The organism is Paraburkholderia fungorum (genome assembly GCF_046027215.1).
Classification (GTDB): Bacteria; Pseudomonadota; Gammaproteobacteria; order Burkholderiales; family Burkholderiaceae; genus Paraburkholderia; species Paraburkholderia fungorum_D.
In genome coordinates this window covers 3,079,065-3,099,400 of the sequence record NZ_JAQQEN010000002.1, presented here as the reverse complement: position 1 = coordinate 3,099,400, position 20,336 = coordinate 3,079,065, and the positions used below count along the sequence as shown (strand labels likewise).

Annotated in this window: 19 protein-coding genes; 10 read left to right on the top strand and 9 right to left on the bottom strand. The window is 61.2% G+C overall.

What is annotated here, in order from left to right:
• Window positions 1–366: 366 nt before the first annotated feature.
• On the top strand, window positions 367–840 hold the full coding sequence (locus tag PQR27_RS34320; protein ID WP_408527980.1) for a hypothetical protein: 474 nt from the start codon (window positions 367–369) through the stop codon (window positions 838–840).
• 143 nt (window positions 841–983) lie between these two features.
• Here PQR27_RS34320 and PQR27_RS34315 read toward each other — a convergent pair whose 3' ends face one another.
• The 6 genes from PQR27_RS34315 to PQR27_RS34290 all read right to left on the bottom strand — a co-directional run bounded on the left by PQR27_RS34315 (window position 984) and on the right by PQR27_RS34290 (window position 9,383).
• Complete coding sequence (locus tag PQR27_RS34315; protein WP_408527979.1) at window positions 984–3,485, bottom strand: DNA-binding protein; 2,502 nt, start codon at window positions 3,483–3,485, stop codon at window positions 984–986.
• Between the two features lie 336 nt (window positions 3,486–3,821).
• Window positions 3,822–4,511, bottom strand: coding sequence for an OmpA family protein (locus PQR27_RS34310; RefSeq protein ID WP_408527978.1), 690 nt, complete (start codon window positions 4,509–4,511; stop codon window positions 3,822–3,824).
• Window positions 4,512–4,587: 76 nt separating this feature from the next.
• Window positions 4,588–5,352 carry a flagellar motor protein gene (locus PQR27_RS34305; RefSeq protein ID WP_408527977.1) on the bottom strand — a complete coding sequence of 255 codons (765 nt, stop codon included), beginning with the start codon at window positions 5,350–5,352 and terminating at the stop codon, window positions 4,588–4,590.
• Window positions 5,353–5,423: 71 nt separating this feature from the next.
• Complete coding sequence (locus PQR27_RS34300; protein WP_408527976.1) at window positions 5,424–6,665, bottom strand: Crp/Fnr family transcriptional regulator; 1,242 nt, start codon at window positions 6,663–6,665, stop codon at window positions 5,424–5,426.
• Window positions 6,666–6,887: 222 nt separating this feature from the next.
• Window positions 6,888–8,018: a polyamine ABC transporter substrate-binding protein gene (locus PQR27_RS34295; protein ID WP_408527975.1), complete on the bottom strand. Its 1,131-nt coding sequence runs from the start codon at window positions 8,016–8,018 to the stop codon at window positions 6,888–6,890.
• Between the two features lie 60 nt (window positions 8,019–8,078).
• A complete protein-coding gene (locus tag PQR27_RS34290) occupies window positions 8,079–9,383 on the bottom strand; it encodes an NAD(P)/FAD-dependent oxidoreductase (RefSeq protein ID WP_408527974.1) in 1,305 nt (434 codons plus the stop codon).
• A 58-nt stretch (window positions 9,384–9,441) separates the two neighbouring features.
• On the opposite strand from PQR27_RS34290, the gene PQR27_RS34285 reads away from it, so the two are divergent.
• Both PQR27_RS34285 and PQR27_RS34280 read left to right on the top strand, forming a co-directional pair.
• A complete protein-coding gene (locus PQR27_RS34285; protein WP_408527973.1) occupies window positions 9,442–10,434 on the top strand; it encodes a LysR substrate-binding domain-containing protein in 993 nt (330 codons plus the stop codon).
• Between the two features lie 55 nt (window positions 10,435–10,489).
• The gene (locus tag PQR27_RS34280; protein ID WP_408527972.1) at window positions 10,490–11,002 is read left to right on the top strand and encodes a DUF3455 domain-containing protein; all 513 of its coding nucleotides are present in this window, start codon (window positions 10,490–10,492) and stop codon (window positions 11,000–11,002) included.
• 73 nt (window positions 11,003–11,075) lie between these two features.
• Here the strand turns inward: PQR27_RS34280 and PQR27_RS34275 are convergent, their stop codons facing one another.
• From PQR27_RS34275 to PQR27_RS34265, 3 genes are all read right to left on the bottom strand, one after another.
• A complete protein-coding gene (locus PQR27_RS34275) occupies window positions 11,076–12,596 on the bottom strand; it encodes a sensor domain-containing diguanylate cyclase (RefSeq protein ID WP_408527971.1) in 1,521 nt (506 codons plus the stop codon).
• A gap of 263 nt (window positions 12,597–12,859) precedes the next feature.
• Window positions 12,860–13,018 (bottom strand): hypothetical protein, encoded by a 159-nt coding sequence (locus tag PQR27_RS34270; protein WP_408527970.1) that lies wholly within the window; start codon window positions 13,016–13,018, stop codon window positions 12,860–12,862.
• A 42-nt stretch (window positions 13,019–13,060) separates the two neighbouring features.
• On the bottom strand, window positions 13,061–13,267 hold the full coding sequence (locus tag PQR27_RS34265; protein WP_408528394.1) for a hypothetical protein: 207 nt from the start codon (window positions 13,265–13,267) through the stop codon (window positions 13,061–13,063).
• Window positions 13,268–13,740: 473 nt separating this feature from the next.
• Here PQR27_RS34265 and PQR27_RS34260 point away from each other — a divergent pair, with 473 nt between their 5' ends.
• The 7 genes from PQR27_RS34260 to PQR27_RS34230 all read left to right on the top strand — a co-directional run bounded on the left by PQR27_RS34260 (window position 13,741) and on the right by PQR27_RS34230 (window position 20,335).
• Window positions 13,741–14,907 (top strand): HPP family protein, encoded by a 1,167-nt coding sequence (locus PQR27_RS34260; protein ID WP_408527969.1) that lies wholly within the window; start codon window positions 13,741–13,743, stop codon window positions 14,905–14,907.
• Window positions 14,908–14,992: 85 nt separating this feature from the next.
• Window positions 14,993–15,409 carry a MarR family winged helix-turn-helix transcriptional regulator gene (locus tag PQR27_RS34255; RefSeq protein WP_408527968.1) on the top strand — a complete coding sequence of 139 codons (417 nt, stop codon included), beginning with the start codon at window positions 14,993–14,995 and terminating at the stop codon, window positions 15,407–15,409.
• A 12-nt stretch (window positions 15,410–15,421) separates the two neighbouring features.
• The gene (locus tag PQR27_RS34250) at window positions 15,422–17,221 is read left to right on the top strand and encodes a chloride channel protein (RefSeq protein WP_408527967.1); all 1,800 of its coding nucleotides are present in this window, start codon (window positions 15,422–15,424) and stop codon (window positions 17,219–17,221) included.
• Window positions 17,222–17,449: 228 nt separating this feature from the next.
• Window positions 17,450–17,983, top strand: coding sequence for a DUF4142 domain-containing protein (locus PQR27_RS34245; RefSeq protein ID WP_408527966.1), 534 nt, complete (start codon window positions 17,450–17,452; stop codon window positions 17,981–17,983).
• Between the two features lie 70 nt (window positions 17,984–18,053).
• Window positions 18,054–18,362, top strand: coding sequence for a cupredoxin domain-containing protein (locus PQR27_RS34240; RefSeq protein WP_408528393.1), 309 nt, complete (start codon window positions 18,054–18,056; stop codon window positions 18,360–18,362).
• 20 nt (window positions 18,363–18,382) lie between these two features.
• The gene (locus PQR27_RS34235) at window positions 18,383–19,072 is read left to right on the top strand and encodes an RNA polymerase sigma factor (protein WP_408527965.1); all 690 of its coding nucleotides are present in this window, start codon (window positions 18,383–18,385) and stop codon (window positions 19,070–19,072) included.
• 288 nt (window positions 19,073–19,360) lie between these two features.
• Window positions 19,361–20,335: a response regulator gene (locus PQR27_RS34230; RefSeq protein ID WP_408528392.1), complete on the top strand. Its 975-nt coding sequence runs from the start codon at window positions 19,361–19,363 to the stop codon at window positions 20,333–20,335.
• The last annotated feature ends 1 nt before the right edge of the window (window position 20,336 follow it).

The following is a 20,336-nucleotide window of genomic DNA, read 5'->3' as shown; positions in this document are numbered from 1 at the left end:
GTTCTGGATGGCGGTGTGTCGCCGCATAGCTCACCGCATGTCGGATAGCCTTGTCCAAATGGCCAAACTCGGCCATTTAGCCCGCCTGGTTGAAATCCACCGCTCCTCTCTGATTTGTAATCATCGAGCCATCGGGAAACACCCGGCGGCCAGGTTTAGCAGCCTGAAGTCGGAAACCGCACACCCGCCCAGGCGGGTCGTGCGTCTACCTCTGCACGTCTATATTTCAATGGGCGGGCCGTGGTGGGGGAGCCGCAAGGCTCGCCGGTTTGTTTCCGACCCGGTCTGCTAACCCCGCTACGTGCCCGCTCACCCCTTCAAAAAGCGAGTGTCGGGCGATCCAGGAAGTACTAGGGAGGTCGCACCATGAGCAAGTCCACAAAACAATCTCTACCCGCTTCACGCCCGCCGGTCGACGCACTGCAGTACGAAAAGCTCGCGCTATCCGCATTCGATCTATGCGAACGGCAGTTGAGCCAAATCAACACCCTGATCACAGTTTCGTCCTCGATGTGTAGGAATCCTGCCATCACGAGCGACGAAAGAAAGCGTCAACGGACGCAGCTTGAACTGCTTGTCGACACGACGGAGCAATATCAGCAGTCGCTCGAATGTGATCGCGAACTGTACCAGGTCATCGCGCTCGACGCGAAGGGGATCCCGCAAAGCCGCATCACGGCCAGCCGCGCAGCGAGCCTTCTTGAAGAGTCCAGACGGGCATTAAACGAAACACCGGCAGCCACAAACCCCAGCCAGCGCAAACAGGCATCAACGCCAGCCACGACGAGCACAGGCACAGGCACAGACAAAGCACAGCAGCCGGCCCTCGCGCAACACTAACAATCACAACCGGCCACCGTCTCACGCCTACAGCGTGATCCAACAAAGCAGAGACTAAGAGCTAAGCACCTTCGGAGGCGGACAACGCACCGCCTCCACTCAGCACATTGATATCACCGGGCTCTGAACCCGACAGCTGTCAATCAACGCTCCACCTTCGACATAACCGCCGTCGCCGGATCGTACCGATAACCCTTCTGCGCCAGCTTATCGGCCATCGTCGCCCCAATCAGTTTTTGCTGCACTTCCCGCGACACCAACTCATGATCCGGCTTCAGTCGCTCAATCTCCGACGAAAGCTTCCGAATAAGCGCCACCTCTCCCGTGCTACGCGAATCGATGAGCAATAGCTTCTCGTTTGCCGAGCCGAGTCGGTCTTTCAGATCCTTCGCATGCGCCACCCACTGTTCAGCAATCGTGCGAAGCTCATTAAAGGCCTTCTCATGGGACTTGGCCTGCGCCGCAATCTGGCGTTGCAACGAACTGATTTCTTCCGCCTTCGCAGATTCGCCCGCCTGAACCCCAAGTTGATGGCCGCGCTGCACATCTTCGACGCGGGCCTTCTCGACCACCGCAAGACGCTCCTCCAACCTCGTCGCCCGCTGTTCGGCGGACCCTGCCCGCTCCCTTGCGGCAGATGCGTCCTGCGACACCCGAGCCAGTTCGCCAGTCGCGGCCGTTTTCGCCTCAGTCATCGTACTGACCTGTTCCCGCGCCGCCTCCAGCTCCGCGGCAACGCGCTGCAGTTCGTTGAGATGGGTCGACGCTTCGTCGCTGCGCGCAGTGCTTGTCTCGCGCTCTGCCGCGAGTGCAGAGCGTACCTCGCCCAGTTCAGCCTCCAGCGCGGCGACCCGGGCAAGGCCCTGGTTCAACTGCACCGTGGCGGCGTCTGCACGCGACGAAGCCGCATGGGACTCCTGCGACCATCGTTCGGCTTCCGCCGACTTGGCCTGCTCGACTTCCGCGAGACGCTGCTCCAACGTCGTCGCACGCAGTTCGGCGGTTTCTGCCCGCTCTCTCACGGCAGACGCGTCCTGCGAAACCCGAGCCAGTTCAGTCTCCTGAGCGGCGAGCCGCGCGAGGCTCTCGTTCGCCTGCGTCGTAGCGGCTTCCGCGCGCGAAGCAGCCGCGCTGGATTCCTGCGACCATCGTGCCGCTTCCGCCGACTTCGCCTGCTCCACTTCTGCGAGCTGCCGCTCCAACGCTTCTGCACGCTGTTCGGCGGCCTCCGCCCGGTCTCTTGCGGCGAACGCGTCCTGCGAGACCTGCTCCAGCTCGGCGTCTCGCGCGGCCAGCCGCGCAAGACTCTCGTTGACCTGCGCCGTGGCAGCTTCCGCACGCGATGCAGCCGCGCTGGACTCCTGCAACCATCGTTCCGCTTCGGCCGACTTCGCCTGCTCGGCTTCCGCAAGACGCTGCTCCAACGTCGTCGCACGCTGTTCGGCGGCCTCTGCCCGCTCGCTCGCGGCAGCGACGTCCTGCGTAAGCTGGGTCAGCTCAGCGGTCGCGGCCGTGTTCGCCTCAGTCATGGCGCTGATCTGCTCCCGCGCCGCCCGCAGTTCCTGCGTGACGTGCTGCAGTTCGTCGAGCTGAATCAATGCTTCCTCGATCCGCGCCGCGCCTGTCTGCCGCTCGGCTGCGAGCGCGGTGTGCGCCTCGTCCCGCTCAGCCTGCAGCGCGGCGACCCGGGCGACGCTCTCGTTCGCCTGCGCCGTAGCGGCTTCCGCGCGCGATGAAGCCGCGCTCGCTTCCTGCATCCATTTGTCCGCTTCGGCCGACTTCTCCTGACAGGCGTAGCCCAGGCTGGCAATCTCCTGCTGCGCCTCGTGGAGCGCCTGCGCCATCCGCGCGATCTCGTCGTCTTTGCCTGAAACGACGGCGGCTAGCTCTTCGTGCGCCTTACGCGCCTCGTCGAGCGTCTGGGTCGCTCGCGCTATCTCGTCGTTCTTGCCTGAAACAACGGCGGCCAGTTCTTCGTGCGCCTTACGCGCCTCGTCGAGCGTCTGGGCCGCTCGCGCTAGCTCGTCGTTCTTGCCGGAGACAACGGCGGCCAGTTCTTCGCGCGCCTTGCGCTCCTCATCCAGCTCCGCCTTCGTGTGCTCCAGCGCGACCGCCTCCACCGACGCGCGCTGCACGAGCTCCTCCACCCGTGTCTCGGCCGCTTCAGCGCGGCCGGTCGCCGTAGCGAGTTCCGCCGTGAGCCGCGTGGACGCCGCCTCCGAGGTGCTCAGCGCGCTCGTCAGCGCACTTTGCCGCTCATGGCCGGCAGCGACCTCGTCTGCTGTCTTTTGATACTCGGCCAGCACCTCGTCCCGTTCCGCGCGGGCCGTGTCGAGGTGCTGGTTCAACGCGCTCAGGTGCTGACTGATCGCCCGGTCGGCTTGGCCCTGGGCCGCCATCCAGAGCCGGTCGGCGGCGCTCATCATGGTGTCGGCGATGTCCTGCGGCAAGGCGGCCTGAATCTGCACGTGGGGCATGACGGGCTCCCGCGCCTCGCGCCAGCGTTGCAAGGCCGCCGCAATGGCGACAACCGAAGCGCCTGGGATCTCTGGCCAGATTGTCACCGGGGACACTTTCCGGCCTTCTTCGACCATGCGATCCGCGATTGCAGCGACCTGTTCATCGGTGATTGTGTCTGCGTCCATGGACATAAGCGCCTCAAAGCTCAATGTGACCGGATGGAAAATAACGTGACCGATACGTTACCCCATCCGGCAGCATCCCCCGATGGAAGGATCGCGGGCATGCTCAGGATCTCGATTCAGGCACCGACCACAGTCGGCGCCATTAACGACAGACATTATGACGGGTGATGCCTGTTACGTGCCTTGCAAGTCTGCAAGCGCCCAGGATCACACCAGGAAGAGGAGATAAATTGCGCAGGGCCGAACGAACCCGGAGTTCCCGTGAACCTGAAGCACACAGCGACTTCGGAGCGGGCTGGACCGATACGCCAGACTGCCGCTCGTCGACGAAACCCATTATTCCACGAGGATAGTCACACGGCGATTCGCGGCCCGCGCCGCCGGACTGTCACCGATAATCAGCGGGAAATTGTCCGCTCTGCCGATCGCGGCCATTCTGTGCGGCTCGATGCCTTTGTCGGCAAAGAATCGCACCACCGCCCCGGCCCGTGCCGACGACAACTCCCAGTTGGATTCGTATTTGGCCGTCGAGATCGGCACGTTGTCCGTGTGTCCCTCGACAAGGATGGTGTTTTTTGCACGGTCGCGCAGCACCACGGCGATCTGGTTCAAGACACCGGACGATTCCGGCAGCAAACGCGCATCGCCCGAGTTGAACAGAATTTTCGCGTCGATGGCGATTTCCACGCCCTGCGAGACATTCGAAATCGTAATCTGCCGGTTGTCCCGCAGCGGTTCGAATGCGGAAAGAATCTGCTGTCTCGCTGCGTCGGGCGCGACGGCTGCGGTCTTTGCGCTGCCGGCACTCGTCACCTGCTTTTCCGCATGGCGTTCGAGCATCCTGACTTCAAGCTCTCTATTTTTTGCGAGCTGCAATGCATAGAGCGCAAGGAACAACACCATCAGCGTAGTGATCAGATCCGCATAGGAAATCAACCAGCGCCCGGACTGCTCCTCTGCATCGTCTTCCTGCTGATAGCCGGTTTTATCCGCAACCAGCCGCTTGTTACCCGAGGACGTGTTCATACCCGAAAAGTCTGCTTCCGAATGACATGTGAATGGCGCCGCGCACAACAACGCTTCGCCACCTGATCGAGACCGGTTACCCCAGCAACTCAGCCGATCTTCCCCGAACCTCACCCGTCAGCCGGGTTTCGATCATGTGGGGCGACTCCTTGCGCGAAATCGCGAGCAGGCCATCGAGGTATAAACGCCTGAACCGCACCTCGCTATCTACTTGCGCCCGCAACTTTCCGTACAAAGGCAGAAAGACCAGATTCGCCAGCGCGAGGCCGTACAGCGTCGCCACGAAGGCGATGGCAATGCCTTGCCCGAGTTGCGCCGGTTCGAGCATATGGCCCGTGACCTGAATCAGGCCGAGCACGGCCCCAAGAATGCCGAACGTGGGCGCATAGCCGCCCGCCTGCTGCCATATCCGCGCAGCCGCCATGTGATTGCGCTCATACGCATCCAGTTCTCTTTGCAGGGCGTCTTCCAGCACGGCCGTGGATACGCCGTTTGCCAGAAGCTCCAGGCCTCGTTTGGCAAACGGATTGATGCCGCCGGCGTCGATCGATTCGAATACCAGCATGCCGTTCAGCTTCGCCTGATCGCCCCACTCGAGCAGGACCGACAGACTTTCCCGGTCAACCTGCCGCGCCCGCACAAAAGCCAGACGCAGTTGCTTGATGCCGTCATGGAAGCGCGCCCAGGTGTTCTGGATCATCACCGCGCCGAAGGTGCCGCCCAGCACGATGACGAACGCCTCCAACTGAAACAGGGAGGCGAAGTGCCCTCCCTCGAGCGAGAATCCGGCAACGATCGCCGTCACGCCGAACAATGCGCCAAATAGCGTCAAAAGATCCATACATCCTCGCGAACTGCTGCCCGAGCCGTTAATCTCGAAGCGTCAACAACCTGTCGTGCGTGCACCAGGGATCAGGCGTCCAGGCTGGTAAGCGGGCCAGCGCTAACCGCCGGAGATTTGATCGTTCGCACGGTCTCGAGGAAGCGTTCCTCGATCTCGGCAATCTCGAGCGGATCGATCCTGATGTCACGCCGCATGACCCATGACACTTCCTTTTTTCTCGCCTCGGTCATCACCGAATACAGGCGATCGGCGGCAGGCTGGTCCGCCAGCGCGGAGAGCAGTTTCGCGAGGTCGTAGGTGTCGAAAGCGCTCACGGCTTCGAACAAGGTGCGCTGATCGACAAACTCCAGATCGTCCAGCGATTTCAGTTCGACTGGGCCACGGACGCTGCGCCGCGAAAAATACGTAACGCCCTTTTCCTCGACGTAATTCAAAACCCTGGTCTTGCGAAACGCGAAAATATCCTCGGCGATTTCTGCATGCGACAGTTTGTTGAGAATCAGCTTCTTCTCGACACCGATCAGCGCCTCCAGATCAGCCAGTTCGATCAGTTCCAGCTCGCTGCTAATGGAGATGTCGAGGTCATGGTCTGCCACCTGTTGCGCCCGCTCGGTGATCCGCACCGGATCGAACGTCACGATTTGCCGGCTCGTGGCGCCGTCTTGCGCGGAATAGCGAGTCGACGTGGCCGGACGATCGGACCGGCCGGGTTCGAGCGTGACGAGGTTCAGTTTCTCCATCCGCTTGAGCATGGCCATCACATGCGGACGCGAATGGCCGGCGATCGCATGGCATTTCTTGATGACGTCGGGCAGCGGCACGGAGACCTCTTCCCCTTGCGAGCGACGCGTGCGTCCATCCAGTCGGTCCGCGTTGTCGGTACCCGCCATCAGCGACAGCACGTGAGCATACGAAAGCACACCCGGCAGAAAATCAGCATGCGTATAGGTGGCGAGGACGTCGTCCTTCTTCTTCACACGTCGAATCATCGTGCGCACGATATGGCGAAGCAGCGGCGACACGCGCTCAAGCTCCGCTTCCACCACGTTGGCGGAAATAACGGTGAATTGGCAGAAGCTAAGTGCTTTAGCCGTGTGCGCCCGCGGCTCAGCGGGTAACAGCGCCGCTTCGCCAAAAAACTCGCCCTTGCCTAGCGTGGCGAGGATGACTTTCTTTTCGTCGCACTGAGTGGAGATTTCGACTTTGCCATCTGTGATCACGTAGATGACGGCGTCGCCCGCGAAGCCTTCGGAATAGATGACTTCGCCCGGAGCCGCGGTACGCGACCATGGCGATCGTTGGTGATTCAAGATGCTTTCCCCAGTAGAGCTATTGCCTCGTTCAGTTCGCGCCCGTTCGAGGCAACGAGCAAAGCACGAACTGAATGATGGTCCCGATTTGTTTCATGGGATAACGACATGCAATACACAAATCTTTAACGGGTCGATTTGTCAGGGAAAAGCGCAAACGTTTGGCATGACATGGGGACAGGCGCAGGATTCGAAAGAATTCTGCGCCACGGGTGTCGCGGATCAGTGAAGCGTTTTCAATTGCGACCACAGGCGGTTTTCGAGGCGCACGATTTCGACGGGCGTCGGCTTCATCAGCGTCATCTTTTTGAGTACATCGTCAGACGGGTACACCGTCGGATCCTGGGCGACTGCGGGCACGACGTATTGGCGCGCGGCGTGGTTGGCGGTCGGGTAGAAAACTTCGTTGGTGATCGCCGCGTTGACCTTCGGGTCCTCGATATAGTTGATCCACCTGAGCGCCGCTTGCGGATGCGGCGCGTCTTTCGGAATCACCATCACGTCGAACGCGAGCAGGCCGCCTTCCTTTGCATTCGAGAACCTGATGTCGTATGGACGCCTGGCCTCGGCGCTGCGGCGGTGCGCTATGCCAACGTCGCCGGCAAAACCGATTGCCACGCAGATGTCGTTATTCGCCAGGTCGTTAATGTAGCCCGACGAGTTGAACTCGGTGATATACGGGCGGACCTTCTTGAGCATCTCGAATGCGGCCTGGTAATCGGCAGGATTGGTGCTGTTGGGATCCTTGTGCATGTACTGCAGCGCCGCGGCAAATACGTCGACCGACTCATCGAGGAACGACACACCGCAACCCTTGAGCTTCGCGAGGTTAGCGGGATCGAACACCAACGCCCAGCTATCGACGGGCGCGTTCGCCCCGAGCGCCTTCTGCACCGCCTGCACGTTGTAGCCGATGCCGGTCACGGCGAATGCCCAGGGCACGCCATACTGATTGCCCGGGTCGGCGCCCGCGACCATTTCCATCAGCACTGGGCTGAGATTCTTCAGATTCGGCAGTTGCGCTTTGTCGAGCTTCTGGTACGCACCCGCCTGAATCTGCCTCGCCATGTAGTTCGACGTGGGCACCACGATGTCGTAGCCCGAATTGCCCGCAAGCAGCTTGGCCTGCAGTGTGTCGTTGCTGTCGTAGTTGTCGTAGCGCACGTGAATGCCGGTCTGTTTCTCGAAGGTCGGGACCGTGTCCTTCGCGATGTAGTCCGACCAGTTGTACACGTTCAGCTCGGCGTCCGCGGCGCGGGCGACAGGCGCCGTCCATGCCGACAGGGCCGCCGCAATAAAAGCGCTGGCGACGGCCGCGGAGCGCAGACTGGTTCGAGGATGACAAACTCGCATGGTGTTTTCCTTGCGGGGTGATGTTGCAAAAGTCTCGATAGCGGGATGCTTCATTTCGCTTCAGTACTCGGTTCTCGCCTGATGCGCTTCATATCGCAGACGTATCGAGGCGCCGATATCGAAGAACGGCCTGGGAGGCAGCCAGCCGGGTCTCGCGTTGTTCAGCACGGAAGTCAGCAACACTGACTGGCCTCCCGATGCCATTTCCGCCAACAGTCGCCCCCACAGCGTGCCGCGCGCCACACCGGAGCCGTTGCATCCGGCTGCGGAGTAAATGCCTGGCGCCAGCTTTCCGAAGCGTGGCTCGCCTGATCGCGTGGCGCTCAGGTGGCCGGTCCATGTGAATTGCAGATGCTCATCGGTGATCCACGGAAAGCGTCGCTCTAGCCCGGTTAGGTGCCTCGCGCGCCGCACCGCGAGCGAATGGCCGGCAAGGTCGCGATGACGATATTCCACCGTGTTGCGGATCAGCAGCCGCCGGTCCGGTGTCAGTCGTAACGTGGCGCCCGCGGGACGCGTCGAGAGTACGCCCCAGGGCGCCGCGCCGCCGATGCGGGCATACTCGTCGTCGCTTAAAGGCCGGCTGAGAGACGCACTGAGTTCGAGCGGGAAGACCGTACGGTCCACCAGACCCACCCGTGGCAAAAATGCACCGACACATGCCAGCACCTGCCCCGCCTCGATGTCGCCGTTGCTGCACCGTGCGCGAACACCGCCGCCGCGCAAATGCTCGAGGCCCGTGATTTCGGTGTTCTCGTAGAGCGAAACATTCTCGGGCAACGCATCCAGCAATCCCCTCACGTACTTCGCCGGTTGCAATAGCCCGTTCCCACCACGGCACGCTATGCCCGCCTGGTAGAAAGCCGAGCCGAGTCTTTGCGACAACGCTTCGCCTTCGATTAGCTCGGCGGTCGCACCCGCTTCGCGCAGTGTTTGCACCTGGAGGTCCGCGTCTTCGAGTTTGGCCGGGTCGTGCACGGCGAAGAAGTAGCCGGCATCGCTCAATTCACATTCGATGCCCAGGCTCGCTACGCGCCGCTTGACCTCAGCGCAGGCGGCTTTGCCAATCGCGGTAGCAACGTGATATTGCGCATTGAGCGGTCGACCCGTGAGTTCATCAGGCGCGGGACGCTCGTGAGCGACCACAAACCCGGAATTCCGCGCCGAAGCGCCTTGAGCGGCGCGCTGCCGATCCACCACGACGATGCGCGCTTGCGGATGCAGTTCAGCGAGCGTATGCGCCGCCGATAGTCCCGTAAAACCGCCACCGATCACCAGCCAATCAGCCTTCTGCCGCCCCTTCAGGATCGCACCCGGAGGCGAGACAGCGGCTTGAGCGATCCAGCCACAAGTATTGTTGAGCAAAATAATTTCCCCCTCGGCACAACGAACGACGTAGGCTGTCGAAGCATGAACAATTGGCATGCTTGCCTGGCAACGCCTTCGCTTGAAGGTCAATATATTGGGAGCTGGGTGCGTTATCCAGCGTTATAAATTCATTGAAGAATTCCAAAAACGCATGGATAAACTCTATCGGCCGCCCTCAATCGGAGCCCTTCAGGCGCTGTCGGTCGTGGCGGAATCGGACAACTTCACCGAGGCGGCGGAAAAGCTGCATCTGACCCAGAGCGCGGTGAGCCGGAAAATCCAGCAGCTGGAAAGCCACTATGGCGTGCCGCTGTTCGCCCGCAATAGTCGCAGCGTGCAATTGACCGGGCATGGGGAAGCGGTGCTGGAGGTCGCGCGAAAGGTACTTCGCGACCTCGAGACGCTCGATGAACGGATATCGCCGCGTGACAGGCCCTTTCGCATCCGCATCTTCGTGTCGCTTGCGGTTCGCTGGCTATTGCCGCGGCTGACCGACTTTTATGCAAAGTATCCCGATCTATCCCTTTCAATCGAAACCGTGGCAACGGAAGTGGTGGACCCGTCCGGTAACTGCGACGCCTACATCCTCTACCTGCCCGAAGCGCGAGAGGAACCGACATTCCTCACGCTGTTCGAGGAGATTCTGGTGCCGGTGTGCGCGCCTTTCGCGGTCAACGACAAGCCGCTTCCGAAGTCTCTGGAAGAGTTAGCGGATCACACGCTCATTCACGGTTCCACGGGTCAGCACGAGTGGACGACCTGGTTGAAAGCGCAAGGGGGACCGGTTGCCAGGAATTACAAGCACATCACCTTCAATCTCGATGAACTCGCAATGAATGCCGCCGCTCGCGGACTCGGCGTCGCAATGACGGACTTGACGCTAGCGCAGGAGTTGATCGATCGTGGCGATCTGGTTGTCCCGTTCGGCACGCCTCTGAAAACCACGGGGGTCTATGTGCTTTGGCTGCAGACCGCCGGTGCCCTCCATCCGGGCCGCCAACGCATCTTGCAGTGGTTTGCTGAGCAGGAGGCTGGGACAATGGGCTGATTGCATGCGGCGAATGCCTCATGAACCAGCGCGCCATCCATCCAAGGTGAGACTCATGCTCAGGAATCTTTCGCAAACTGCCCTCGCGGTCGCCGCCCTTTCCATGCTGGGCGCGTGCGCAACGCCGCCCGCCGCACCAGCCAGTGCATCCATCGATCCGCCTCAAGCCGAGCGCGTGATGACACTGGCTGCATCCGGCGTACAAACTTATTCCTGCGAATACGATGCGCAGCATCATCTCGGATGGGTGTTCAAGAGCCCACAAGCCACCTTGTTCGACTCGAGCGGCCACGCTGCGGTCCGGCACGGTGCGGGGCCATCATGGGAAGCGGAAGACGGAAGCCGGATCGTCGGCCGCGTGGTCGCACAGCAACCCAGCGAAACCAGGGCGAGCATCCCGCAGTTGTTGCTCGAAACGCACAGCACGGCGGGTAGCGGCACACTTTCATCCATGCGGTACGTGCAGCGCCTGCATACCGTCGCCGGACTGATGCCGGCGACGCCGTGCACAACGGAACATCAGCTCGGCAGTTCGCCTTATCTTGCGGACTACGTTTTCTATCGGTAGTCAAAAGGCTCGGGGTCATGGGCCTCCTTCGCGTCTGAGACGATTGACGCGAACGAACTCATCCGCACAACTATTAATACTGGTTCAACGAGACCTTATTCCGGCCGGTTGCTTTCGCGTTGTAAAGCGCTTCGTCGGCGGCTTTGATCATGGCGGTCACTTCGTCGTCGCTCATCGGCGCACGGCTGACCGCGCCAATGCTGGCCGTCACGCGGCCGTGCTCGCTGCCCGCGTGTTCGATACCGCAATCGCTGATAGCGCGGCGAATCCTTTCCGCGATCTCGGACGCGCCGTCAGCAGGCGTGTCCGGCAGGACGACGACGAACTCCTCGCCACCGTAGCGTGCCGCGGTATCCGCCGGCCGCCGGATGCTCTCGGTGATGCAGCGCGCGACCGCCGCCAGCGCGTCGTCGCCCGCCTGGTGGCCGTACGTGTCGTTGTACGCCTTGAACCGGTCAATATCGACGAACAGCAATGACATCACGCTGCGCGTGCGCTTGGCGCGACGCCATTCCGCATCCAGGATCTCGCCGAGACTGCGGCGGTTGTTCAGCCCAGTGAGGCCATCGGTGCGTGCCAGCAGGCGTAACGCCGACTCCGCGCGCATCCGTTGACGCAACTGGACCCCCAGCAAGGCCGCCAAGCCGATAAACGTCGAACCAAATACGACCATCAGCGAACCGATCGTGAGGGCACGGCGGCGCCATGCCGCGTAGATGTCCTGTTCAGCGGAGGCCGCCATGATGATCAAGGGCGTGTTGGGGAAATTCCTGAACCAGTAGAGGCGGCGCACGCCGTCGATCGACGCGGTGTCGCCGAAGCTGCCTTCCGTATCCTCCATGAAGTGCCGGAAGGTGCTGGCGTTTTTGATGTTACGGCCGATGATGCGCGGATCGTAAGGCTGACGCATCAGCATCACACCGTCCTTGCCGATCAGCGACAGCGAGCCACTCGGGCCAAGCGAGAGTCCCGCGAACAGGTTGTGGAAGTACTCGAGGTTCACCGTCAGCAGCACGATACCGGCAAACGAGCCGTCGGGATTCGAGATGCGCCGGCTCAGGGCGATGCTCGGCGTTCCCCCTCTCAGTCGCGATGTATAGGGGTCGCTGAGATACATGCCGACCGCCGGGTTGTCGCGCTGGACCGTGAAATATTCTCTATCGGCGAAATTGGCCTGGCGCGGCTTGTCGCTGCCGGAGTCGAGGATGATATTGCCCTTTGCGTCGAGCACGAGCATCGAGCCCAGGTATTTGGCGCTCGCCGCACGATCGAACAGCACTTCGCGGCGCAGTCTGGGTGACAGGGACATGACCTCGGGGTCTTTGAGGCCATCCACCACCGCCTGTAACGACAACTCATAGAGCTCGAAATTGCGTTCGATGTCGCGCTCGGCGATCAGCGCAATATCGCGCAAGGACTCGCGAGTGTGATTCAGCGCGTCCTCCCGGCTCTGATACAGAACCATCCCGCACAGGCCCACCATCACGATCGCAATGAAGGCCCCTGACCCGGCGATGAGGAGCGAAGACGCAACGAGCTTTCGTTTGATAAGGCCGATCAGATCCGCGATCAGACCGCTTCCCGTTTTTATCATCTCTATCGGACGAGCCAGCTCTGACTGGCGATATGCCAGCTTTATATTGAAAGGGAGCGCATAGCGCGGAACCGGGATTTTCTACCGACTGTTTATGGCACTGCGTGTGCGCCGGTTGTGCTGACAGGCAGTAAGCCTACCTGAATTTCGGCCGCCGGGGGATCAGTTCTGGCGTGCCGCCTTCCCCATAAGAAAAGAAGTCCCCGCACGCAATGTGCGGGGACTTCCTGAACCGCAATAACCTGGAGGTACGAAGCCCGCTTTTATTGCCGGCGACGCATGACGTCCCAACACTGAATCGGGTCCATCTGCCGGAGCATCCTGCGCCGCATCAATTCGCGGCGATAGTGACCGGCAATCAGCAGTGCGGCGGCGGCCAGACCGAATAGCCCCACGGCAATCCCTGCCCACAAGTCGCTCATGCAAAAACTCCGTGACTGAAGAACTGGATCAACCCATTAGTGTCATTCGTCGTTGAGGATACGGGCGGCAGCATTGAGGAAAAGCTGTCCGTCGTTGGTAATGAAAGGGCGTCGTTGGCCAGATTCGAGTTGCTCCAGTGTGACAAGCTGACGTTCTAGAAGCGCTTCCAGATCAGCACGGTCCAGATTCATTGGGTCCGGTGCATCCTTGAGCAGCATGAGGGTTGCGAATTCATGTGGACTAAGCATTTCGTCTCCTGGCTTCACCTGCGTTTCGCTGGGAACCTGATCCGTTGCACCCGCTTCGCGGGCAGGACCATCGGGGATGGCGGCTGCGGCGTCCACTTCAGTGTGGACTGTCTCGCACGCCAATGTACTCATCTTAACTTTGAGACAAACGAAAGATCAATATGTGGGAAGCATCTTTTTTCCAGGTGCCTCGGACATCGAATCGTCATAAGAAATAGACTCTTGATAAAGGCACGATCGTGCGAATGCCCAACACGTTGCCTGCATTGTCCACGCGCGCGCTGCCGTCGCCACTAATGAAAGCGTTACCGTTTCCCGCTTAGGCCATGCACAACCCTGTGCGCGTTTTTATATCACAATGAAATATAATTATGACGAGACATTCGTTTGTTTCGCGAGGGTTTGACCGTAAGGTGCGAGTCCATTACACGCGATCTCCTCCACTCTCTCTCCACTCCTTTACTGGTCCAATTTTGTCCCGTTACGCTGTCATCCACTGGCTTTCCAGCTTCATCCCCAGTCCAATCGCCGTCCGGTGGCAGGAGCGGCTGAGGTCGTCGCTCGGTGCGCTGGTGGGCATTGCGTTTACCGGCGGGGCGATGCACGTTCTGCTCGGACCGGCCGCGAACATCCCCATGCTGGTCGCGCCCATGGGCGCTTCCGCGGTATTGCTGTTCGCGGTTCCCGCCAGTCCGCTGGCGCAACCGTGGTCCATCATCGGCGGCAATCTCGTCTCCGCCACGGTCGGCGTCGCTTGCGCGAACTGGATTGGCGACCCGGTGGGTGCCGCCGCGCTGGCGGTGGCGCTAGCGATATGTTTCATGTTCGCGCTGCGTTGTGTTCACCCGCCGTCTGGCGCGGTCGCGCTGACTGCGGTTCTCGGCGGGCCGGCCGTTCACGCCCTGGGCTTCCGCTTTGTGGCGGAACCCATTGCGATCCAGTCTGTGCTGCTCCTGTGCGCTGCGATCGCGTACCACGCCGTTACCGGGCATCGTTATCCGCACGCTGCACACCATAGCCCGGGTAAAAGCGCGGCAGGGTCGCCGGACACGTCGAAGGAAGGCTTTACGCGCGCGGATCTCGAAACCGTACTGAAGCGCCGTAGTGAATTGCTGGACATCGACGTTGACGATCTGGAATCCTTGCTACGCGAAATCCAGCTGCATGCCTATGGCCGCACGCTCAACGAATTGACCTGCGCCGATATCATGTCGCGCCCCGCGGTCGCCGTTTCGGCCGCGGCACGGGCGTCGACGGCATGGCGCCTGCTGAAGCTGCACGGTTTCAAGGCGCTTCCAGTCACGGATGAGAACCAGCACGTCATCGGCATCGTGACTCGCGCTGACCTGGTCGACAAGAGATCGTTTGGTAGAGCATCGATTCTGCCGCCCTCGATGCAACGCTGGTTCAAACGCGAGACCGCTCCAGCGCCGCTCGTTGGGGCATTGATGAACCTGGAGGCGCGTACCGTCGACGTAACGACCCCCGTCGGCGAACTGCTGCCGCTATTCGCCAACAGCGGGCACCACCATTTCCCGGTGCTGGATAGCAAGAAGCGGCTCGCCGGGATGATTACGCAGGCGGACCTCATTGCCGGCCTCTATCGCGAGACGTATGCGCAACAACGTCGCGCGGCCTGATCACCATTCCACGGCTGCCGACCCGCAAAAACTTCATATCACACCGTGATATAATTGCTCTCCTTACTGTTTCGACGGAGCTCCGATGAAAACACTCGCTCGCGGCTTGACCAAGACGGACTTTGAGCAGCTATCCGAGTTTCGTTATCAGATGCGGCGCTTCGAGCGCTTCTCCGAACAGGCCGCCCAGGGCGAGGGCATTACGCCGCTGCAATATCTGTTGCTGCTGCATATCAAGGGTTATCCGGAGCGCGACTGGGCCACGATCGGCGAACTCGCCGAACGGCTTCAGGCGCAGCACCACGGCGTGGTCGCGCTCGTGTCGCGCTGTGAGGCCCTCGATCTCGTTCGCCGCAAGATCAGTGACACGGACCGGCGCCAGGTCGAAGTGCATTTGCTGAAAGCAGGTGAGCAGGTATTAGCCCGTCTCGCCCAGATGCACCGCGCCGAATTGAAGTCGCTCGAAGGCGCCTTTAACGTTCCCCGAATCGATCTCGAGTAACCCTGAATAACCATGAATCACAACACGCATAAGCGCGACTTTTCATCCAATGCACGGCTGCCTGGCATCTCCCTGCTTGCCGCGGGCATCGGCGCGCTCAGCACACTCGCGGCGTTCGTCCTGCTCAGTCTGATTCATTTGTTCACGAACCTGTTTTTCTTCGGCGCGTTTTCTTTCGCGGACCGATCGCCGGCACAGAATACGCTTGGCGCCTGGGTGATTCTGATCCCTGTCGTCGGCGGGCTGATCGTGGGTCTGATGGCGCGTTACGGTTCGGAAAAAATCCGCGGACATGGCATTCCGGAAGCGATCGAAGCCATCCTGTTCGGCAAGAGCCGCATGTCGCCGAAAGTGGCCGTTCTCAAACCGCTGTCGTCCGGCATTGTGATCGGCAGCGGCGGCCCGTTCGGCGCGGAAGGTCCGATCATCATGACAGGCGGCGCGCTGGGTTCGTTGATTGCGCAGTGCGTGAAGGTCACCGCCGCGGAGCGCAAAACCCTGCTGGTGGCGGGCGCGGCCGCCGGTATGACCGCCGTGTTCGGCACCCCGGTGGCCGCCGTGCTGCTTGCCGTGGAGTTGCTGCTGTTCGAATGGCGGCCGCGTAGCTTTCTGCCGGTTGCGTTGGCTTGTGCGGTCGCGGGTTTTGCACGCGCGGCATTCTTTGGCACCGGTCCGCTATTTCCGCTCGAAACGGCGCCGCCCGGTGCGCTGTCGCTGGTGTCCTGCGTCATTGCCGGTCTGTTGAGCGGCGCACTCGCCTCGGGGCTCTCGGCCGCGCTGTACAAAACGGAAGATCTGTTCGGCAAGCTGCCCATCCATTGGATGTGGTGGCCGGCCCTTGGCGGCCTCGCGGTGGGGATCGGCGGATTCATCGAACCGCGCGCGCTCGGCGTCGGCTACGACGTCATCGGTGATCTGCTTCATCAGCACATCATTTTGCAAGTCGCAATCGCCATTCTGGGCGTGAAGGCGGTGATCTGGGTGGTCGCCTTGGGCTCCGGCACGTCGGGCGGGGTGCTCGCGCCGCTGCTCATGCTGGGGGCGGGGCTTGGAACGGTACTTGGCCACGTACTGCCTGGCGGCGAGCCGGCGCTGTGGCCGCTCGTCTGCATGGCCGCAACGCTCGGCGCGACCCTTGGCGCGCCGCTCACGGCCATCGTTTTTGCCTTTGGACTCACGCACGACAGCAACGCGTTGTTGCCGCTTCTGGCCGCCACCCTGGTGGCGCACGGCTTCGCAACCGTCGTGATGCGGCGCTCCATCATGACGGAGAAAATCGCCCGTCGCGGCTATCACATTTACCGCGAATATGGCGTCGATCCGCTCGAGCGTCACTACGTCGATGAAGTCATGTCGCATTCTGTCGAGACCATCGACGCGAACCTCTCCGTGCGTGAAGCGCTGGCGACCTTCTTTGGCGCCACGCAAACGCACCGTGCCTATCCGGCGGTCAAGGACGGCGTCGTGGCCGGCATGCTCGACCGTGCCACACTCGAGCGTTTTCGTGCGGGCAGCCCGGCCCAGTCCGACAACGCGCGCGTCGCCGACGTATTGCGCGGCAGCGCACCGGTGGTGGCATTGTCCGACGAGACCTGCCGGCTGGTCGCGACCCGGCTCGCGGTTCATGGTCTTGAGCGTCTGCCCGTGGTCGCCGACCGGGACAGCCTGTGTCTGATCGGCATCGTCTCGCGTAGCGATCTGGTCAAACCTTCCCTCGCCCACTTCGACGAAGAACACAAACGGGAACGCTTCCGGCGCGTGACGCTCAGCCGTGGCTCGAAGCGCTTCCCTCCGGTACGGCGAGCAGGATAAATCGCGGCGCGCCGCCGGTCGCGGTGTGTGGACCGCGGCGCCTGCCGAAAGCGCCTGTATCCACTGCAGGCTTGCGCCGTGACCGCTGCCCGATAGTCCAATAGAGCGCACCGCGAAAAATCGGGAACGCGGGCGGCGGACGTGACATCTATCCCCACATCGAAAGTCGAATCGAACCGGCCCGCTGGGCTGTAGCTGACTTGCGAATACCTTTTGGGGAGAAGTCTCATGAAATTGATCCATGCCGCCTCGGCCGGCGCGCTGGTGTTTGCCAGCGTGGTTGCCTCTGCGCAGACCGCCGGTCCGACCGACCCGCAGATTGCAGCCATCGTGGTGACCGCTAACCAGGTCGACATCGACGCAGGCAAACTCGCGGAGTCGAAAACCCAATCCAGGGAAGTCAAAGCGTTCGCGCAACGCATGGTGACCGATCACAGTGCCGTCAACCAGGCGGCGACTGACCTGGTGCACCGACTGAATGTCACGCCGCAGGACAACGCAACGAGCCAGAGCCTGGCGCAAGGCGGCCACGCCAACGTTGCAACGCTGAAGCCCCTCAATGGCACGCCGTTCGACCGGGCGTATATTGATCATGAAGTGGCGTATCACGAGGCAGTTCTCGATGCGCTCGACAAGACCTTGATCCCGAATGCCCAAAACGCCGACTTGAAAGCACTGCTGGTCAAAGTTCGGCCGGCCTTCGTGGCGCATCTCGAGCATGCGCGGATGATCCAGGCGTCGCTGGAAAAAAGCGGTGGCTGACCGTTGCGTGACCGGACAGGCCACGTACCGGAGCGTGCCGCGCACAGGTGCTGTGTTCTATGGCGCGGTCGTGGCCTTGACCGCAACCGCCAGCCTGCCCGTTACGGCGCACGATGCGGCCGCGGCGCCGAAGACCTATGTCGTCACCATCGAGGGAATGCAATTCAACCCGCCAACCTTGACGGTGCAACGCGGGGATCGCGTGGTGTGGGCCAACAAGGATCTGATTCCGCACACGGCAAGCGCAAATGCCAGGTTATTCGATTCGCACAGCATCGCAGCGAATGCATCATGGACCTATCTGCCGGACAAGTCAGGCAGTTATCCATACGGATGCAGTTTCCATCCAACGATGCGGGCGGTACTGATTGTTCGTTAAAGCGGTAGGGTGAGGCACTTATGACAAACGTAGTCGCGGCAATTGCGACGCCTTGTGCGGACGACGAGCAGACACTCGTGCGCCGCATCGTCGCTGGCGATCAAACCGCCTTCGAATTGCTCATGCGCCTGCACAACCGGCGCTTGTACCGGCTGGCGCGTGCAACGCTACGCAATGACGCCGAAGCCGAGGACGCGCTACAGGAGGCGTATCTGTCCGCCTACCGGTCGATTGGACAGTTTCGTGGCGACGCCACGCTGTTCACCTGGCTATCGCGTCTCCTGCTCAACGAATGCTTCGCGCGACAGCGCCGGTATGCGCGTCGTCAGAATGTGATTCCAATGGTCGAACTGGACAACTTTGCGGATGCAGATGTGATGAGCACGCCCGAGGTGAACACGCCGGAGAAGGAGTTTGCACGCGCGGAAATGCGCGCTTTACTCGAGCGTAAGCTGGACCACATGCCAGACGCCTTCCGCACGGTTTTCGTGCTCCGTTCCGTTGAAGAAATGAGCGTTGAGGAAACCGCCCAGTGCCTGGGCATTACGGAAGCGACCGTGCGCAGCAGACACTTCCGCGCGAGAAGCCTGCTGCGCGAATCGCTCGCGCGTGAGATCGATCTCGCGGAGCGCGATCTGTTTGAGTTCGGCGGTGCGCATTGCGACCGGGTCGTCGCCGCGGTGTTGTCCCGGCTCGCGCGCTCCAGGTAACGCGATCTATGTGATCAAGGCCGGTTCGTAAGCGTAATCACCCGCGTATTACAGCCAAAATATCCTATCCGCATACACCGGCCCGAAACGCGACGCAAGTTGCACAGTTAAGCAAAGACCTAGGTACTATACGGTTCACGGGAATCGGTTCGGCAGTCCACTTTAGAAAACCCAATATGTGAGCAGGTGCGAATGGCGCCGTGACATGTCGCACGGTGAGGCGTTTTCGTGTGGTGGCTGCCCTGCCGCAGTTGTCGCCAGCGGCGTCATGACAGACCACGTGAAAATATGAACAACTTTATTCGACCCCCTGTTTTCTATCCGGCATCCGTCGTTTTCGTGGACGACAACGACAGCTACCTCGATGCACTGCGCCGATTCTTTCCGGATATTTCCACCAATCTTTTTTTCACGCGGCCTCAAACCGCCCTCGCCTTCATCCGCAAACATGCCCGCCAGAACTCATTGGAGTTTGCGCCAGCGTCGGCGTGCCTGAGCGAAACGGGTCTTGAGCGGTTGGTCGAAAGCTCGGCCGAACGCGACATCCTGACCCGCGATTCCCGGTTTTCGGAAGTGGCCGCGGTTGTCGTCGATTACGACATGCCCGGGCTGAGCGGTGTCGAATTCCTTTCGTCCATCTCCAACCTGCGTTGCGCAAAGGTGCTCCTCACCGGCGTCGCGGACGAAACCGTCGCGGTCAAGGCGTTCAATGCCGGAATCGTCGATTTGTATCTGCGAAAGACCGATCCGGATTCACCCAGCAGACTGGTCAATTTCCTGAAGGACGCCCGCAGCAGGCATTGCTCGGAAGGAGGCTGGCTGGCATTGGGTGAGAACGGCATGACGTATTGCGACCCGAGAACCAGGAAGGTCATTGACGACGTGGTCGCCGCGGAAGGGATCGTCGAGTACTACTGGCGTCCCGAGCAGAATGCCATTCTGATGTTCGACCGCGCAGGCAACCCCAGCGTTTTTCTTGCCTGGGCTGAGAACGACTGGATTTCCCAGGGCGAAATCGTCGCGGACGAGAGTGGGCCGGCGGACCTGTTGAGGCGGATGGCAATCCGCGAGGCCATGCCGCTTTTCTGGCCACATCTCGCTTTTCGTCCCGGCATGGACTTCAGAACGCTGGCACCGCATCAGATTCCGGGCTGGGAAGACGCGTTCTATGGCTGGACCAGAGTAGAGGCGAATGAATTGGGCTTAGATGTCGTGACCTTTTCGCAATGGCGGCGCGATCGGAGTCAGCGGGCGCCCGCATAGC

What these genes read in the sequence shown, in the direction of transcription:
- PQR27_RS34230 (WP_408528392.1), top strand. Translation starts at nt 19,361, where the DNA reads ATGAACAACTTTATTCGACCCCCTGTTTTCTATCCGGCATCCGTCGTT.
- PQR27_RS34305 (WP_408527977.1), bottom strand. Translation starts at nt 5,352, where the DNA reads ATGGATCTTTTGACGCTATTTGGCGCATTGTTCGGCGTGACGGCGATC.
- PQR27_RS34310 (WP_408527978.1), bottom strand. Translation starts at nt 4,511, where the DNA reads ATGAACACGTCCTCGGGTAACAAGCGGCTGGTTGCGGATAAAACCGGC.
- PQR27_RS34275 (WP_408527971.1), bottom strand. Translation starts at nt 12,596, where the DNA reads ATGATAAAAACGGGAAGCGGTCTGATCGCGGATCTGATCGGCCTTATC.
- PQR27_RS34265 (WP_408528394.1), bottom strand. Translation starts at nt 13,267, where the DNA reads ATGCTTAGTCCACATGAATTCGCAACCCTCATGCTGCTCAAGGATGCA.
- PQR27_RS34270 (WP_408527970.1), bottom strand. Translation starts at nt 13,018, where the DNA reads ATGAGCGACTTGTGGGCAGGGATTGCCGTGGGGCTATTCGGTCTGGCC.
- PQR27_RS34235 (WP_408527965.1), top strand. Translation starts at nt 18,383, where the DNA reads ATGACAAACGTAGTCGCGGCAATTGCGACGCCTTGTGCGGACGACGAG.
- PQR27_RS34285 (WP_408527973.1), top strand. Translation starts at nt 9,442, where the DNA reads ATGCTTGCCTGGCAACGCCTTCGCTTGAAGGTCAATATATTGGGAGCT.
- PQR27_RS34245 (WP_408527966.1), top strand. Translation starts at nt 17,450, where the DNA reads ATGAAATTGATCCATGCCGCCTCGGCCGGCGCGCTGGTGTTTGCCAGC.
- PQR27_RS34250 (WP_408527967.1), top strand. Translation starts at nt 15,422, where the DNA reads ATGAATCACAACACGCATAAGCGCGACTTTTCATCCAATGCACGGCTG.
- PQR27_RS34295 (WP_408527975.1), bottom strand. Translation starts at nt 8,018, where the DNA reads ATGCGAGTTTGTCATCCTCGAACCAGTCTGCGCTCCGCGGCCGTCGCC.
- PQR27_RS34320 (WP_408527980.1), top strand. Translation starts at nt 367, where the DNA reads ATGAGCAAGTCCACAAAACAATCTCTACCCGCTTCACGCCCGCCGGTC.
- PQR27_RS34315 (WP_408527979.1), bottom strand. Translation starts at nt 3,485, where the DNA reads ATGGACGCAGACACAATCACCGATGAACAGGTCGCTGCAATCGCGGAT.
- PQR27_RS34280 (WP_408527972.1), top strand. Translation starts at nt 10,490, where the DNA reads ATGCTCAGGAATCTTTCGCAAACTGCCCTCGCGGTCGCCGCCCTTTCC.
- PQR27_RS34255 (WP_408527968.1), top strand. Translation starts at nt 14,993, where the DNA reads ATGAAAACACTCGCTCGCGGCTTGACCAAGACGGACTTTGAGCAGCTA.